This is a genomic window from Phytohabitans maris (genome assembly GCF_031085175.1).
GTDB lineage: Bacteria > Actinomycetota > Actinomycetes > Mycobacteriales > Micromonosporaceae > Phytohabitans > Phytohabitans maris.
Genome location: NZ_JAVHUY010000042.1, coordinates 30,690 through 47,361 on the forward strand (window position 1 = coordinate 30,690; position 16,672 = coordinate 47,361).

Consider the following 16,672-nt stretch of genomic DNA (forward strand, 5'->3'; position numbering starts at 1 on the left):
GCCGGCCGAGCGGCCGCTTCGCACCCTCACCGGCGGGGCCGCGCTGGCCACCGCCGGCGGCGAACCAGGAGGCAGAGTGGCAGGCAAGCGCTCCCGGGTGGGCATCGTCGACGTGGCCCGGCGGGCCGGTGTTTCGGTCGGCACCGTGTCGAAGGCGCTCAACGGCCGGGGTCAGCTGCGCGCCGAGACCCGTGACCGGGTGCGGGTCGCCGCGCAGGAGCTTGGCTTCGTGCCCAGTGCGGTGGCGGCGAGCCTGCACAGTGGTCGCACGTACACGGTGGGTTTGATCATGACTGACCACCACGGACGTTTCAGCTTGCCGATCCTGCACGGTGCCGAGGATGCGCTGGGCTGGGACGAGACGCTCGCGTTCGTCTGCGACACCCGGGACGATCCGATCCGCGAGCGGCACTATGTGCGTAGCCTGGCCCGCCGCCGGGTCGACGGCATCATCGTGGCCGGCCGCCGCACGGAGCCTCGCCCGCCGCTGGCCGGCGAGGTGACGGTGCCGGTGGTGTACGCGTTCGCCCGCTCGGCCGAGCCCGCCGACTGCAGCGTGGTGGTCGACGAGGAGGGTGGCGCGGTCCTGGCCGTGCGGCATCTGCTGCGCACCGGCCGGCGGCGGATCGCGCATGTGACCGGCCCGCACGGGCACGCGTCGGTGCGCGCCCGGGTCGACGGGACCGTGCGGGCGTTGCGGGAGGCGGGGGTGGAGTTGGTCGGTGAGCCCTGGTACGGGGGGTGGAGTGAGGTGTGGGGCCGGTTCGCGGCCGCCGCGCTGGTGCGCGAGCATCCCGAGGTGGACGCGATCTTTTGCGGCAGTGACGCGATCGGTCGGGGCGTGGCGGACGGGTTGCGCGACAGCGGGCGGCGGGTGCCGGAGGACATCGCGTTGGTCGGCGTCGACAACTGGCTGCCGACCGCGGAGGGTTGCCGGCCGTCGCTGACCAGCGTCGACCTCGACCTCCAGCGGGTGGGGCGCACGGCCGGGGCGCTGCTGCTGGAGGCGATCCAGCGCGGCCGCACCGAGCCCGGCACCCACACGGTGCCGTGCCGCCTCGTCGTCCGCGCCTCCTCCGCGCCGCGACAGTGATTTCGAGCTGCCGCGATGTCCGCGGTGGTCCGGACCGTCGCGCGACCGGATCGAAGTAGATCTAGAACATCTACGGCTGATATCGCGCCCTAAGTGTTCTAGATCTACATTCACCAGCGGGCATCCGATCGCTCGGCGTAACCCTCGGGCCCGCGCAACGGGACGGTCGTCGCGCCGCGCACCTGTCCCGGGAGGGACCTCCTAGCGGTAGCGGTCCAGGTCGATGACGCGCGGGCCGGGCGGCGGCTGCGGGATCTGGCCGGGGACGCGGACGTCGATGGCGATCCCGAGCCGGTCGACGGCCTCGGCCATCATCTCGCGCAACGGCGCCTCCAGGGTGGCGTCGGCCGCCAAGAGCTCGGCCAGCTTGGCCCGCCAGATGCCGGCCTCGACCTGGGGCGCGTCGAGCCGGGTGCTCTCCCACAGCCGCAGCCGGGAGTCGACCAGCGCGGCCGCCACCTCGGCACCGAGGCGGGCGGCCAGCTGCCCGTGCAGCCACCGGCCGACCTGGTCGGACCCGAGCACACGCACCACGACCTGGGCCGCGTCCCACGCCAAACGCTGATGGTTTATCACGCGCGTCGTCATGTCGGACCGCCTGTCCAACTAGGGTGGACAGAGATTACCACCGGAGCCGTCGACAACGGCGCCTCAGCGACGCGGCAGGGAAGCGGCGCCCGGCTCGTCGGTCAGGACGCGGCCGCGACGAGGTCGGCGACGACGCAGGCGATGTTGTCCGGGGCGCCGGCCGCGTACGCCTGGTCGACCAGGTGCTGGGCGGCGCGTTCCGGGTCGGTGTCCGGGGCGGCGAGCGTCGACTCCAGGGTCGCGCGGTCCAGGTACGCCCAGAGGCCGTCGGAGCAGAGCAGGTAGCGGTCGCCGGCGAGGCCGGTACGCAGCGCCAGGTCGGCCTCGACGTGGTCGCCGGCGCCGAGCGCGCGCACCAGGAGCGCCCGCTGCGGGTGCGTGGCCGCCTCCTCGCGGCTGAGGGCGCCCCGGTCCACCAGCGCGCGCACGTACGTGTGGTCCTGGGTCAGCTGGGCCAGCTCGCCGCCGCGCAGCAGGTACGCCCGGGTGTCGCCGACGTGCACCAGGGCGAGCCGGGAGCCGGCGCGCAGGATCGCGGTCAGCGTCGTGACCGGCTGGTGGTCGGCGGTCGCGCCCGCGCGTACCGTGCGGTCGACCTCGGCCACCGCGTCCGCGAGCAGCGTGAGCAGCTCGGCGGCGGGCGCCTCGGCCAGCTCCAGCGGCCGGAGCGCGTCGACGGCGGCGGTGCTGGCGGCCGCTCCGCCCGGGCCGCGCATCCCGTCGGCGACGGCGAGGAGGCGGTCGCCGGCGTACACGGCGTCCTCGTTAGTGTCCCGCGCGGCGCCGGTCTCGCAGCGTACGGCGTGGCGGATGGCGAGGTTGGACATGGTCGAGCCCCTTCCGGAGAGGTCGTCGACGAGGAGCGTGGCGAGGCGTCCGCGTACGGCGGTGTCGGTGGTGACCCGCCGCCAGTACGCGCCGATCGCCGCGGCCGCGGCCGGCGGCTCCAGGCGGCACACGTCCCGGATCTCGGCGAGCGGCATGCCGATCCGGCGCAGCCGCGCGATCAGCCGGGCCCGGTCCAGCTGCGCCGGCTCGTACAGCCGGTAGCCGGACTCGGGGTCGACCGCGGCCGGCGGCAGCAGGCCCGTTTCGTCGTACAGGCGCAGCGCCTTCGGCGTCAGCCCGCACGCGCGGGCGAACGCCCCGATCGTCAGCAGCTCCACCTGGCCATCCTCCTCGTACCGGCCACCGCGACCGGCACGACCCAGGCTGGGGCTTTCCCGAGGGGAAAGGTCAAGTCCGGCACCGTTCGCGGGCGGCGCCACGAGAGGGTGGCCGTGAGGTGAACATGCTTCCTCGACGCTCCGCGCTGGCCCGGCGCAGGCCGTAGCGTGATCGCATGACCGTGAACGAGTCCCTGCTGGAGCGCTTCGGCGGTTACCAGGTGGTCGACGACGACGATGACGACCCCACGCTGGTCAACCACGAAGGCGAGCCGGTGGACACGTGGCGGGAGGGATACCCGTACGAGGAGCGGATGAGCCGCGCCGACTACGACCGGGACAAGCGGCTGCTGCAGATCGAGCTGCTCAAGCTGCAAAACTGGGTGAAGGACACCGGCACCCGCCTGGTCGTCCTCTTCGAGGGGCGGGACGCGGCCGGCAAGGGCGGCACCATCAAGCGGTTCATGGAGCACCTCAACCCGCGCGGCGCCCGGGTCGTCGCCCTGGAAAAGCCGACCGAGCGGGAGGCCACCCAGTGGTACTTCCAGCGGTACGTGGCGCACCTGCCGGCGGCGGGCGAGATCGTGCTGTTCGACCGCTCCTGGTACAACCGGGCCGGCGTGGAGCGGGTGATGGGGTACTGCACGCGCACCGAGTACCTGGAGTTCATGCGGCAGGCGCCCGAGCTGGAGCAGATGCTGGTGCGCTCCGGCCTCCACCTGGTGAAGTTCTGGTTCTCGGTGTCCCGGCGCGAGCAGCAGACCCGGTTCGTGATCCGGCAGGTCGACCCGGTTCGCCAGTGGAAGCTCTCCCCGACCGACCTGGCCTCCCTCGACCGCTGGGACGACTACACCGAGGCCAAGGAGGCGATGTTCTTCTACACCGACACCGCCGACGCGCCGTGGACGGTCATCAAGAGCAACGACAAGAAACGGGCCCGGGTGAACGCGATGCGGCACCTGCTGAACCTGTTCCCGTACGACAACAAGGACGTCGAGCTCGTCAGCGCGCCGGACCCGCGGCTGGTCGGCAACGCGGCGCAGATCTTCGAGAACGACGAGCGCCCCACCCGCCAGTTCCCCCAGCTCTAGAGACCTTTCGGAGTCGGGGTGCCCTCGGCGGTTGGCGGTCTGGAACGGATCCAGCCCGGAAAGAGATTTTGGGCTACCGCGACGTCCGTGGTGGTCCGGACCGTTGCTCCCGCAGCCTCACCCTGCGCGGTCGGCGATCTCACCCCGGCCCCTGCGGGGAGCCGGCGGCCGTCTGGGTGTCTGTGCGTTCACGACACTTCACCACCGCGCCGCCGCCGCTGGGCGGGTGGATGTGTGTGCGGGAAGCTCTGGAGCTGCCCCGTCTGTGCGTGCGGCTGCACAGCTTTCGCGCACTCGCCGTGGGCGGTGACCGCGATGTCGGCGTGAGCCTCGCCTCCCGGGGTTGGGCTTGTGTCGCGGGGCCGGCAGCGGAGGCCGGGGATTTCGGCTGGGGTTCGCGGACCGGCCGGGCTGCTGCGGGTGATCGACATCGTGTGGCGGAGTCAGATCGTGGTACTGAGGTGCCCCTGGAGGGGCACTGGAATACCACGATCGCTGGTGAACGATCCGCGGCCGCGGAGGGTGAGGTCACGGGGTCGCCGAAGCACCCCAGGTACGCCGCGGTCGCGGTGACGAGAGGAGAGCGGCCCCCACGAGCGGTCGCAAATACCCGGGCCGGACCTGGCCGGACCTGGCCGGACACCGTCGCGGGCATGATGGGGTGCGTGGCTCATCTGCACTCGGTGCCGGCGCGCCCCCATCCGCGGCCGTGCGAGACGTTCAGCGGGCGGGCGCACCCGCGGCTGCGGCCGTACGTGCTCGGCTACGCCGGCTTCCGCTCCGGCGACGGCGCCGCGCTGGCGCACCGGGTCCTGCCGATCAACTCGACCACGATGATCGTGGACTACGCGGCCGGCGGGCGGGTGGTCACCGGGCCGCGGAGCGCTCCGGCCGTCTTCGAGCGGACCCGGTGGGGGCACGGGGTCTGCGTCGGGCTCACGCCGCTCGGGGCGAGCGCGCTGCTCGGCGTACCCATGCGGGAGCTCGCCGGCGGGTCCGTCCCGCTGGCCGACCTGCTCGGCCACGACGGCGAGATCCTGGCCGAGCGGCTCGACGCCGCGCCGGACTGGCCGGCGCGGTTCGCGGTACTCGACGAGCTGTTTTCCGCGCGCCTGGACCGCGACGGCGGGTGGGCGGCGGACGGCCTGGCGCTGCGGGCCTGGGCGCGGCTGCAGGAGCCGGGCGCGCCCCGGGTGGGCGCGCTGGCCGCGGAGCTGGGGGTGAGCCGGCGCGGCCTGGAGGTGCGGTTTCGGCGGCAGGTCGGGCTCTCGCCGGCCACGGTCGCCCGGGTGGCCCGCTTCCAGCGGGCGGTGTGGCTGCTCGCCGCCGGCCGCGACCTGCCCGCGACCGCCCAGGACAGCGGGTACGCGGACCAGCCGCACTTCAACCGCGAGGTGCGCGCGATGGCCGGGCTGACCCCGGGGCAGCTCTGCGCATTCCTTCAATACCGGGAGCTCGCGCCCCGCTAGCGTCCGCCGTATGAGCCTTTCCGGTAAGACGGCACTGGTGACCGGCGGTACCCGGGGGATCGGCCGGGCGGTCGTGCGGCGGCTGGCCCGCGACGGCGCGCGGGTCGTGTTCACCTACCGGGACAGCGCCGCCGCGGCCGAGGATCTGGCCGGCGAGCTGCCCGCAGCGGTGGCGGTCCGCGCCGACCAGGCGGAGGTCGGCGCGGTGGCGCAGATGTTCGCGCCGGTGCGGGACGGCCTCGACATCCTCGTCAACAACGCCGCCGTCAACCCGCGGCGGCCGCTCGCCGAACTCACCGCCGCCGACTTCGACCGGGTGATGACCGTCAACGCCAAGGTTCCGGTACTGGCGATGCGCGAAGCGGCCGCGCTGCTGCGCGACGGCGGCACTATCGTCAACATCTCCACGCTCAACACCGTGCTGCCGGCGCCCGGGCACGCGCTCTACGGGGCGAGCAAGGCGGTGCTGGAGCAGTTCACCGCCGTGGCCGCCCGCGAGCTGGGCGGGCGCGGCATCACGGTGAACGCGGTCTCGCCCGGCGCCACCGACACCGATCTGCTGCGCGGCACCAACCCGCCGGAGAACCTGGAGCGGGTACCGGCGATGACGGCGCTGGGGCGGCTGGGCACGCCGGACGACATCGCCGCCGTGGTCGCGTTCCTCGCCGGCCCGGACGGCCGCTGGATCACCGGCCAGAACATCCGCGCTACCGGCGGCTTCCTCCTCTGAATCGCCGCGTCCGGTAGACCGTGCCGCGCGGCTCCGCGGCGTTCCTCGCCCGCCGCCGGCGCGCGAGGCGGGTGACGACGAACCACCCCACGGCCAGCGCGCAGGCGACGATCACGACCTTCTGGAACGCGCCGGCGTACCCCTCCACCGACTGCCAGTTCTCGCCGAGCAGGTAGCCGGCCATCACGAAGAGCGTGTTCCAGATCAGGCTGCCCGCGGCGGTGTAGAGCAGGAACCGCCCGACCGGCATCCGCTCCACGCCCGCCGGTACCGAGATCAGGCTCCGGAAGATCGGGATCATCCGCCCGAAGAACACCGCCTTGCCGCCGTGCCGCGCGAACCACGCCTCGGTCCGGTCGACGTCGGCGACCTTCACCAGCGGCAGCCGCGCCGCGACCGCCCGGATCCGCTCCCGCCCCAGCGCCACGCCGACGTAGTAGAGGGCGAGCGCCCCGAGCACCGAGCCGAGCGTGGTCCAGGCGATCGCGCCGGCCAGGCTCATCTCACCCCGGCTCGCGGTGAACCCGGCGAGCGGCAGGATCACCTCGCTGGGGATCGGCGGGAAGAGGTTCTCCAGCGCCACGGCCAGCCCGGCGCCGGGCCCGCCGAGCCGCTCCACGAGGTCGGTGACCAGCCCGACCAGGCCGCCTTCCGGCGGGTCGGAGCGCCGGGACAGGACATCGGTGTACGCCGCCAAAGTCATGCCTCGACGCTATGAACGGCCATTGCCGGTAACCATGAGGCCGACCTCCGGATCGACTGCGGAAAACCCCAGTGGCGGCTCGCGGCGGGGTCGCCCGGCGGGCAGTATCGGTGGGTGCGAACCATCGCCCGTGGAGCCGGCAGGGAGGCGACGTGAGCGTCGAGGAGCGGCTGCCGGGCGGGAGCACCGGCGGCGCCGTCCGGGTCGGCGACACGGTGCGCCGGGCGGCCGGGCGGTGGACGCCGGCCGTGCACGCCCTGCTGCGCCACCTGGAGTCCGTCGGCTTCGACCGGGCCCCGCGCGCCCTCGGCTTCGACGAGCGGGGGCGGGAGGTGCTCTCGTACCTGCCGGGCGAGGTGGTCGGCGACGCGCGGCCGTGGCCCACCTGGGTGTACGGCGAGCACGCGCTCCGCGAGGTGGCCGGCTGGCTGCGCGAGTACCACGACGCCGTGGCCGGTTTCGTCCCGCCCGCCGACGCGGTGTGGCGCGAGGGCGGCACCTGGCGGCCGGGGCTGATCGTCGGGCACAACGACGCGGCGCCGTACAACGCGGCCTGGGCGGACGGGCGGCTGGCCGGCTTCTTCGACTGGGACTTCGCCTCCCCGGTGACCCGCGAGTACGACCTCGCGTTCACCGCGTTGGCCTGGGTGCCGCTGCACGCCCGCCGGGTCGTGGGGGAGGAGGGCTTCACCGCCTTCGCCCAGCGCCCGGCCCGGCTGCGGCTGATGCTCGACGCGTACGGGTGGACCGGCCCGCTCGCTCCGTTCATCGAGACCGTGCGGCGGCGGGTCGCCGACTCGGCCCGGGGCATCCGGCGGATCGCGGCGGACGGCGACCCGGCGTACGTGATGATGCTCGAGCACGGCGTCGACACCGACCTGGAGACCGCGGCGGACGAGCTCGCCGACTTCCCGACCGGCTGAGCGCCTGCCGAGGCGGCCCCGAGCAGCACGATCGTCCCGGTGCCGGCGCGCCCGGCCGGCGGGAAGTGCGCGGCTGACCCGCCGAGTCTTTCGCCGTAAAAAACAAAAGTGTGGCTGGTCCTAGCGGAAGATGTAGACATCTCGATGGCAAGTCCGCTAGGGTCTGACAACGTTAGTCGCATCGAGGTGGCCGGCGGCGCGGTGGCCTCGAGTCCGAGGGTTGTGTCCTTGCCGGGGGAGTGGCACCTCCTTGACGATGGCATAGCCTGCTGTCGATATTGGCGCGTCGGCGCGCGCCCTGGCCGCACCACGTCAGCCCGGCCCGGGGTCGGCTCTCTCCGGTAGTCACCGGCTGGCGCTCAACCGCCGACAAGCTCCACCCCACGACCCAGAAACCCCCCTGCCCGCGTGCGGGCCGGCGGCCGACACCGCCCGGCTCGGCACCGCGGGTCGGCTGACGCTGCGCGCGTAACGCGATCCGTCCACTGTGCACGTCCGCCGGCAGAAGACTCGCGAAAGGTTGTGTCGGACAATGCCACTCATCCCTGTGCGGCGCGGCCGCCGGAGACCACCCCGGGGGCCGAGCCGGCCGCTGACGGTGTTCGCCGCGGTCGCCGTCCTGCTGGTGAGCTCCGTACTGGCCGCCGCGCCGGTGAGCGCCCGCCCGGTGGACGCCGCGCCCGCCGCGGCACCGGGGCAGCTCCTGGCCCAGACTCTTACGTGGACCGCTGGCGACAGCACCCAGGCCTACGCCTCCGCGCCCACGACCGCCGTCGCGGGACCGACCACCATCGTCTTCGAAAACAGCCAGGCCACCGGTAACACCACCGGGATGCAGCACACGCTCACGTTCGAGACGGGCGACCCCCGGTACAACAGCGACGTCAACGTCAACATCCTGGCCGACCCGTTCGACGCCAACCAGGGCCGGCACACGGCGGACGTGACGCTCACCCCGGGCACGTACCGGTACTTCTGCGCGATCCCCGGGCACGGCACGATGACCGGGCTGCTCGTGGTGAGCGGCGGCGGCGAGGACACCACGCCGCCGACCGTGACCGCGCAGGTGACCGGCGAGCGCAACGACGACGGCGACTACGTCGGCGCCGCGACCGTCACGCTCGACGCCACCGACAGCGGCTCCGGCGTGTCCAAGGTGGAGTACGCGGTCGACGGCGGGGCGTACGGCACGTACTCCGGCCCGGTGACCGTCAACGCGGTCGGCAACCACACGGTCAGCTACCGCGCCACCGACGTCGCCGGCAACACCTCGGCGCCGCAGTCGGTGTCGTTCACCGTCGTGGACGAGCCGGACCCGGACACGACCGCCCCCACGGTGACCGCGTCGGTGACCGGAAACCGGGACGGAAACGGCGCCTACATCGGGACGGCCACGGTGACGCTCTCCGCCACCGACACCGAGTCCGGTGTGGACACCGTCGAGTACTCGCTGGACGGCGCGGCGTACGCCGAGTACACCGCCCCGCTCAGCGTCACCGCGGTCGGGCAGCACACCGTCAACTACCGGGCCACCGACGTCGCCGGCAACACCTCCGCGCCGCAGGCCGTGTCCTTCGCCGTCGTCGACGAGCCCGACCCGGACACCACACCGCCCACGGTGAACGCCCAGATCGCCGGCGAACCCGACGGAGAGGGCAACTACATCGGCGGGGCCACGGTGACGCTCTCCGCCAGCGACGCCGAGTCCGGTGTGGACCGCGTCGAGTTCTCGCTGGACGGCCAGCCCTACGCGGTTTACAGCGCGCCGGTCGCGGTCAACCAGCCGGGCCAGCACACGGTCAGCTACCGGGCCACCGACAACGCCGGCAACACCTCGGCGCCGCAGTCGGTGTCGTTCACGGTCGTCGACGACTCGGAGCCGGACACCACCGCGCCGACGGTGACCGCCGCGCTCACCGGACAGCAGGACGGCGACGGCGCGTACGTCGGCGCCGCCACGGTCACGCTCACCGCCACCGACGCCGAGTCCGGTGTGGAGAGTGTGGAGTACGCGCTGGACGGCGGGGCGTACGCCGCGTACACCGCCCCGGTCACCGTCAACACGGTGGGCCAGCACACGGTCAGCTACCGCGCGACCGACGCCGCCGGCAACACCTCGACGGCGCAGTCGGTGTCGTTCACGGTCGTGGCGCCGCAGCAGGACACCGACCCGCCGGCCGTGAGCGCCACGGTCACCGGGCAGCGGGACGCCAACGGCGCGTACGTCGGCGCCGCCACCGTCACGGTCACCGCCACCGACGCCGGCTCCGGGGTCGACCGGGTGGAGTACTCGCTGGACGGCGGGGCGTACGCCGCGTACACCGCGCCGGTGACGGTCAACCAGCCGGGCCAGCACACGGTCGGCTACCGGGCCACCGACAAGGCCGGCAACACGTCGACCGCGCAGTCGGCCTCGTTCAGCGTGGTCGCGCCGCCCGGCGACACCACGCCGCCCACCGTGACCGCGGTGGTCTCCGGGCAGCTCGACGGCAGCTGGTCCTATGTGGGCAGTGCCACCGTCACGCTGACCGCGGCCGACACCGGCGGCTCCGGGCTGCTCCGCCTCGAGTACGCGCTCGACGGGCGGGGCTACATCGTCTACACCGGACCGGTCACGGTGAACACTCCCGGGCAGCACACGATCAGCTACCGGGCCACTGACCGGGCCGGCAACGTCTCGACCACCGGCTCGACCGTGTTCAACGTCGTCGAGAGCGGTGCCCCGCCGATGACCTGCCGGGTTGCCGACACCCGGGCGACCGTCTGGATCGGCACGAAGAACAGCGGCGTGCCCAACCGCCTGGTCTCCGGCGGCTGCTGGATCAACAACCTGATCGAGGACGAGAAGCCGTGGGCCACGGCCGCCGACTTCATCGCCCACGTCCAGGAGGTCGCCGAGCACCTGCACCACCGCGGCGTCGTCACCAACCAGCAGCGCAACACGCTGGTCCGCACCGCCCGCGAGTCGGGCGTCGGCAAGCCGGACGACAAGCAGGGCTACCAGCCGCTGCTGGACCGCACGACCGCCTCGTACAACCTGTGGGAGCACGTCGGCGCCGGCGGCTTCCGGCGCAACGCCGACGGGTCGATCACCAGCCAGGCGGTCGACGGGCTCGGCATGCTGTGGTTCCCGGTCCGGGAGTACGGCGACTTCTCGCTCAAGCTCCAGTGGCGGGACGACGCGCCGGGTGACGGCCGGGTCAACAGCGGCGTCTTCGTCCGCTTCCCGCAGGTGCACCAGCACCCGCAGGAGCCGCGCCCCGAGTGGGTCGCCATCAAGTACGGCCACGAGCTGCAGATCTTCGACCGAGCCGACGGCGACATGTACAAGAGCGGGTCGGTGTACGGCTTCGACCGGGTCGACCTGGCCGGCGCGGACGTCACGCCGAAGGGCACCTGGAACGACTACGAGATCCGGGTGGTGGGGCAGCACTACTCGCTGTTCCGCAACGGTGTGCTCGTCAACGAGTACGTGAACGCGCCCGGCGCGGTCTTCGACCCGCCGCGGCCGGACGACCCGGGCACCGACGGCCGGCAGCACACCACCGGCTACATCGGACTGCAGAACCACGGTGCCACCGACATCGTGAGCTTCCGCAACATCCGGATCGCCCCGCTGACGCCGTGAGATTGGGAGCCAAAGTGAACGCGAGAAGGGGACTCGTCCTCGCGGTACTGCTGGTGACGCTCGCGGTCGCGGGCGGGCTGGCCCGTGCCGGTGGGAGCGGCCCGGGATCCGCTGCCGGTGCCGGCACGAGTGGGGTGGCCGCCGTCAACGCGGCGGCGGCCGCCCCCGCCGGGGCCGAGCGGCCCGGTGGCTGCACCGCCATCGACCGCCGGATGAGCCTGTACGCGGTGGAGCTGCCGAAGGACCCGGTCACCAACCAGGTCCGGCTCGGCTACGGCCTCACCCCGGAGACGGCCTCGTACCCGGGGCCGCTGATCGAGATGATCGAGGGGCAGTGCCTCGCGATCACCCTCTACAACCAGGTGCCGGCGGCGACGCTGGAGGCGCTGCGCACCGACCCCAACCACCCGGTCGGCGTGTCGCTGCACACGCACGGGGTCAAGTACACCCAGCTGTCCGACGGCACCGTGCACAGCAACTCGTTCGTGCCGCCGGGCGGGTCGCGCACCTACATCTGGTACGCCCAGCCGCGCAACACGACCACCGGCGCCCAGGGCACGGCCGGCTACTGGTGGTACCACGACCACGTGGTCGGCGGGCCGCACGGCACGGTGGGCATCCGCTCCGGCCTCTTCGGCGGGGTCGTCGTGCGCCGGCAGGGCGACCCCCGGCCGGACCGCACGTACGTGCTGGCCTTCGGCGACCGGCAGACCATCAACCTGCGGCGCAGCAGCGAGGCCGACACCTGTGACGAGGAGAACCCGGTGCCGGGCCCGACCTGCGTGGTCGCGCAGGTCGGGGAGAAGGTCGAGTTCCTCGTCATCGGCATCGGCGACGACATGCACACGTTCCACGTGCACGGCCACTCCTGGGCGGACACCCGCACCGGCGTGGTCGAGGGGAGCGCCGCGATCGTCAACTCGGTACCGATCATCGACAACAAGACCGTCGGCCCCGGCGACACGTTCGGCGCCCGGGTGATCGCCGGCGAGTCGGTCGGTCCCGGCCACTGGATGCTCCACTGCCACATGCAGTTCCACTCCGACCTCGGCATGTCCACGACGTTCCACGTCCTGGACGAGAACGGCGCGATGACAGCGCACGCCGGCCACGCACCGGGAAACCCGGTCCAGGCCGCACCGGCAGACGGCGGCCAGGCACCGGCCGCCCACGGAAACCACGGTTGATCCCGGAGGAGACGAGATGAGACCCATCTGGAGGCGCGCGGCAGCGCTCGCCTCGGCCGCCACGCTGGCGCTCGGCGTGCTGTCCGTGCCGTCCGTCGCGTCCGCGGCGCCCGCACCGGTCGACCTGCCGCCCACCTGGGGCAAGAACGCGGTCAACGTGCTGGTGTTCCACGGGCCCGTCGCGGAGCAGGACGACCCCGTCACCCGCGCCGTCGCCGCGATCCGCAAGCTGGGCCGGGAGAACGGCTTCTACGTGCACGACTCCGCCGACCCGGCGGTCTTCAACCCCACCAACCTCGCCCGGTACCGCAGCGTCGTCTTCCTCTCCGCCAACGGCGTGACGCTCGACGACACGCAGGAGGCGGCGTTCCAGGCGTACGTCAAGGGCGGCGGCGGCTTCGTCGGCGTACACGACGCGGCCCGCGCACAGCCGAGCTCGGAGTGGTTCACCGGCCTGATCGGCACCCGGCCGGCGGCGAGCCTGCCGAACGCCGAGCGGGTCGTGGAGTCCTCGGCCAGCGCCAACAACCCGCCGAACGAGACCGTGACACAGGTCTTCGACGGCCTGACCAGTACCAAGTGGCTGGCCTTCGCCCGCAGCGGCTGGCTCGCCGGCAAGCTCGCCGCGCCGGTCGTCGTCTCCCGGTACGCGCTCACCTCGGCGAACGACTTCGCCGGCCGGGACCCGCGGGACTGGCAGCTGCAGGGCTCCACCGACGGGCAGAGCTGGACCACATTGGACACCCGTACCGGCGAGACGTTCGCGGGCCGGTTCGAGACCAAGCAGTACACGTTCACCAACACCACGGCGTACCAGCACTACCGGCTGAACATCACCGCGAACAGCGGCGAGTCGGCGACCCAGCTCGCCGAGCTGTGGCTGATCGGCCCGGACGCCGGCCCGCCGCCGGAGTCGACCGTGCAGCAGGCGACGGTCAGCGTCACCGACCGGCAGCACCCGGCCAACAAGGGCCTGCCGCTCACGGTCAAGCGCGCCGACCAGTGGATCAACTGGAACCCGAGCCCGGTCGGGCGCGTGCACACCATCGCCCAGGTGCAGGAGCACACGTACAACGCGGGGCTGAGCGGCAACGGTGCGTTCCACCCCGTCTCGTGGTGCCGTGACTACGACGGCGGCCGCTCCTTCTACACCGGCATGGGGCGCACCGAGGCGAGCTACACCAGCGACGCCCAGTTCCAGGGGCACCTGCTCGGCGCGATCCAGTGGACCGCCGGCCTGGTGCGCGGCGACTGCCAGGCGACCATCGCCAGCAACTACCGCACCGAGCGGCTGACCACCACCAACACCGCCGGGCAGCTCGACCAGATCGGTGAGCCGCACGGCCTGACCATCGCCCCGAACGGGCGGGTCTTCTACGTCGGCAAGGCCGCCTGCCCGAGCGGGCCGATCGTCGACTGGAACGACCCGAACGTGGGCAAGGGCTGCGGCACCATCCACCAGTGGGACCCGCAGACCAAGCAGGTCAAGCTCCTGACCACGCTCGAGGTCATGGGCAACCGGGGCAGCGGCAGCGAGCTGGTCAAGAACGAGGAGGGCCTGCTCGGCATCACGCTCGACCCGACGTTCGCCGAGAACGGCTGGATGTACGTGTACTGGATGCCGCACGCCTCCATCGACCGGGAGAAGCGGATCGGCAAGCGCACCGTCTCGCGGTTCACGTACAACGCGGCCGCGTCGACGATCGACCTGAGCAGCCGCAAGGACCTGCTCTCCTGGGACGTGCAGATCCACAGCTGCTGCCACGCCGGTGGCGGCATGACCTTCGACGAGTCCGGCAACCTCTACATCGGCAGCGGTGACAGCAACTCCTCCGGCGGCTCGGACGGCTACTCCGGCAACAACTGGACCCAGGAGTTCGCCGGCACCTCGTTCCAGGACGCCCGCCGCACCGCCGGCAACACGAACGACCTCAACGGCAAGATCATCCGGATCCACCCGGAGGCCGACGGGACGTACACGATCCCCGAGGGCAACCTCTTCACCGGCCAGGAGGAGGGCGGCGGCAAGACCCGCCCGGAGATCTACGTGATGGGCGTGCGCAACATCGCCCGGATCGCCTGGGACCCGGTGAACGACTGGCTGACCGCCGCCTGGGTCGGACCGGACGCGGGCGCGCCGAGCCCGGAGCTGGGCCCGGCGAAGTACGAGACCGCGACCATCATCACGTCGGCGGGCAACCACGGCTGGCCGTACTGCATGGGCAACCGGCAGCCGTACCGCGACCGGTCGAACACCGACGCCACGGTGCTGACCGGCTGGTACGACTGCGACAACCCGAAGAACGAGTCGCCGCGCAACACCGGTCTGGTCAACCTGCCGCCGATCCGCGACAACATGATCTGGTACTCGCCGCAGGGCGGTGGCCCGGTCTTCCCGGAGCGGAGCGACGGCAGCGGCATCCCGACCTACGTGCAGTCGCAGTCCACGTACACCATGCCGTACCTGACCGGTGGCGGGCAGGCGGTCATGGACGGCCCGACCTACCACCGCTCCAATGTGGACACGAACAGCGGCGTTGCGTGGCCGGCGTACTGGGACGACAAGTGGTTCATCGGTGACCAGTCCAACGGCAACAACCGCGTCGCCATCACGGTCAACCCGGACACGGTCGCCCAGGCCGGCGCACCGGCGTTCGCCGAGGACCTGAAGCCGTACATCGTGCCCGGCAACGCGGACAACCAGCTCGACTCCTGGATGGACGCCAAGTTCGGGCCGGACGGCGCGCTGTACCTGCTCGACTACGCGGACGGCTTCTTCAGCCTGCACGCCCGCCAGAAGCTGAACCGCGTCGTGTACCAGGGCGGTCCGGCCACCCCGCACCCGAGCCTGGCGACGGCGCGCTCGGTGGCGCAGGCCCAGCCGCGGACGGTCTCGTTCTCGGCCGCGAAGGCCGGCGGCGTGGCCTGGGAGTGGGACTTCGGTGACGGCACCAACAAGTCGACGGCGCCGCACCCGACCCACACCTACAAGCGGTACGGCACGTTCGAGGCGACGCTGAAGGTCACGTACGCCGACGGCCAGGTCGTCACCGCCAAGATCCCGGTGAACGCCGGGTGTGCCGCGCCGGACGCCCGGTCGACGGTCCAGCTCCTCGAGATCGAGACAGGTGTCGCCAACCGGGTCGCCGGCGGCGGCTGCACGATCAACGACCTGATCGACGACGAGGGCAACTGGCCCAACCACAACGAGTTCGTCAACCACCTCGACGAGGTGCTGGCCGAGCTTACCGCGGCGCACGTGATCGACAACCGCGAGTCCGGCGTGATCCGCCGGGCCGGGGCGCAGTCGGCGATCGGGTCGATCCCCGGGTACAAGAGCATCTTCGACGGCACGGCGTACTCGCTCTCCGGATGGCGCCAGGCCCCCAGCGGGTCGTTCCAGGTGCGGCCGGACGGCACGATGCGCACCCAGGGCGGTCTCGGCATGCTCTGGTACGCCGACCAGCAGTTCGCCGACTACTCGATCAGGTTGCAGTTCCGGGACGTGTCGCCGGAGGGCACGCGCGCCAACAGCGGTGTGTTCGTCCGCTTCCCGGACCCGCGCACACCGCTGGCGCAACGGCCCCCGGGCAGCTGCGGCACGGTCGGTTCGGCGGCCTCCTCACCCGCCTGGGTGGCGATCTTCTGCGGGCACGAGATCCAGCTGTACGACGGCGACACGGGTGAGCCGCAGAAGACCGGGTCGGTGTACAACTTCGACCCGAACAACCTGGCCCAGTCCGGCGCCAGCGCGAAGAACGTCTGGAACGACTACGAGATCAAGGTGGAGGGCCAGCACTACACGATCATCCGGAACGGTGTCGTGATCAACGAGTTCGACAACACGCCCGGCAAGCAGTCGTCCCGCGCGGGCGACCCGCCGACGGACCTGCGGCAGTTCCTCAGCGGGTTCATCGGGCTGCAGAACCACGGCACCAACGACCTGATGGAGTTCCGCAACGTGCGCGTGCGCGAGCTCTAGTACCGGGGTTCTGGGGTCGGGGGGCCCCCGCCCCCCCCCCCCGGGGGGGGGGGCGGGGGGGGGGGGGGCGGGGGGCCGGGGGGGGGGGGGCCCCCCCCCCCCCCCCCGGGGG

11 protein-coding genes are annotated in these 16,672 nt (G+C 72.4%); 8 read left to right on the forward strand and 3 right to left on the reverse strand.

What is annotated here, in order from left to right:
* Positions 1-76 precede the first annotated feature (76 nt).
* Entirely contained in the window at positions 77-1,093 is a 1,017-nt protein-coding gene (locus RB614_RS33525) for a LacI family DNA-binding transcriptional regulator (RefSeq protein ID WP_308716715.1), read from the forward strand.
* Positions 1,094-1,294: 201 nt separating this feature from the next.
* On the opposite strand, the gene RB614_RS33530 is transcribed toward RB614_RS33525, so the two are convergent.
* Positions 1,295-1,651 (reverse strand): hypothetical protein, encoded by a 357-nt coding sequence (locus RB614_RS33530; protein ID WP_308716716.1) that lies wholly within the window; start codon positions 1,649-1,651, stop codon positions 1,295-1,297.
* A gap of 131 nt (positions 1,652-1,782) precedes the next feature.
* The gene (locus RB614_RS33535; RefSeq protein WP_308716717.1) at positions 1,783-2,847 is read right to left on the reverse strand and encodes a MerR family transcriptional regulator; all 1,065 of its coding nucleotides are present in this window, start codon (positions 2,845-2,847) and stop codon (positions 1,783-1,785) included.
* Between the two features lie 176 nt (positions 2,848-3,023).
* Between RB614_RS33535 and ppk2 the strand changes: the two genes are divergently transcribed.
* The 3 genes from ppk2 (at position 3,024) to RB614_RS33550 (ending at position 6,137) form a co-directional block, all read left to right on the forward strand.
* On the forward strand, positions 3,024-3,938 hold the full coding sequence (gene ppk2 / locus RB614_RS33540; RefSeq protein WP_308716718.1) for a polyphosphate kinase 2: 915 nt from the start codon (positions 3,024-3,026) through the stop codon (positions 3,936-3,938).
* A 665-nt stretch (positions 3,939-4,603) separates the two neighbouring features.
* Entirely contained in the window at positions 4,604-5,407 is an 804-nt protein-coding gene (locus tag RB614_RS33545) for an AraC family transcriptional regulator (RefSeq protein WP_308716719.1), read from the forward strand.
* Between the two features lie 10 nt (positions 5,408-5,417).
* The gene (locus RB614_RS33550) at positions 5,418-6,137 is read left to right on the forward strand and encodes an SDR family oxidoreductase (RefSeq protein ID WP_308716720.1); all 720 of its coding nucleotides are present in this window, start codon (positions 5,418-5,420) and stop codon (positions 6,135-6,137) included.
* Here the strand turns inward: RB614_RS33550 and RB614_RS33555 are convergent.
* Entirely contained in the window at positions 6,115-6,840 is a 726-nt protein-coding gene (locus RB614_RS33555) for a DedA family protein (RefSeq protein ID WP_308716721.1), read from the reverse strand. The two genes, RB614_RS33550 and RB614_RS33555, sit on opposite strands and share 23 nt — an antisense overlap.
* 152 nt (positions 6,841-6,992) lie before the next feature.
* Here RB614_RS33555 and RB614_RS33560 point away from each other — a divergent pair, with 152 nt between their 5' ends.
* The 4 genes from RB614_RS33560 (at position 6,993) to RB614_RS33575 (ending at position 16,560) form a co-directional block, all read left to right on the forward strand.
* On the forward strand, positions 6,993-7,763 hold the full coding sequence (locus RB614_RS33560) for a phosphotransferase (RefSeq protein WP_308716722.1): 771 nt from the start codon (positions 6,993-6,995) through the stop codon (positions 7,761-7,763).
* Positions 7,764-8,295: 532 nt separating this feature from the next.
* On the forward strand, positions 8,296-11,391 hold the full coding sequence (locus RB614_RS33565) for an OmpL47-type beta-barrel domain-containing protein (RefSeq protein ID WP_308716723.1): 3,096 nt from the start codon (positions 8,296-8,298) through the stop codon (positions 11,389-11,391).
* Positions 11,392-11,405: 14 nt separating this feature from the next.
* Positions 11,406-12,578, forward strand: a complete 1,173-nt coding sequence (locus tag RB614_RS33570; RefSeq protein ID WP_308716724.1) for a multicopper oxidase domain-containing protein — start codon at positions 11,406-11,408, stop codon at positions 12,576-12,578.
* A gap of 16 nt (positions 12,579-12,594) precedes the next feature.
* Positions 12,595-16,560, forward strand: a complete 3,966-nt coding sequence (locus tag RB614_RS33575; protein WP_308716725.1) for a ThuA domain-containing protein — start codon at positions 12,595-12,597, stop codon at positions 16,558-16,560.
* The last annotated feature ends 112 nt before the right edge of the window (positions 16,561-16,672 follow it).

Coding starts and splice junctions, on each gene's coding strand:
- ppk2 (WP_308716718.1), top strand. CDS start 3,024: ATGACCGTGAACGAGTCCCTGCTGGAGCGCTTCGGCGGTTACCAGGTG.
- RB614_RS33550 (WP_308716720.1), top strand. CDS start 5,418: ATGAGCCTTTCCGGTAAGACGGCACTGGTGACCGGCGGTACCCGGGGG.
- RB614_RS33555 (WP_308716721.1), bottom strand. CDS start 6,840: ATGACTTTGGCGGCGTACACCGATGTCCTGTCCCGGCGCTCCGACCCG.
- RB614_RS33565 (WP_308716723.1), top strand. CDS start 8,296: ATGCCACTCATCCCTGTGCGGCGCGGCCGCCGGAGACCACCCCGGGGG.
- RB614_RS33575 (WP_308716725.1), top strand. CDS start 12,595: ATGAGACCCATCTGGAGGCGCGCGGCAGCGCTCGCCTCGGCCGCCACG.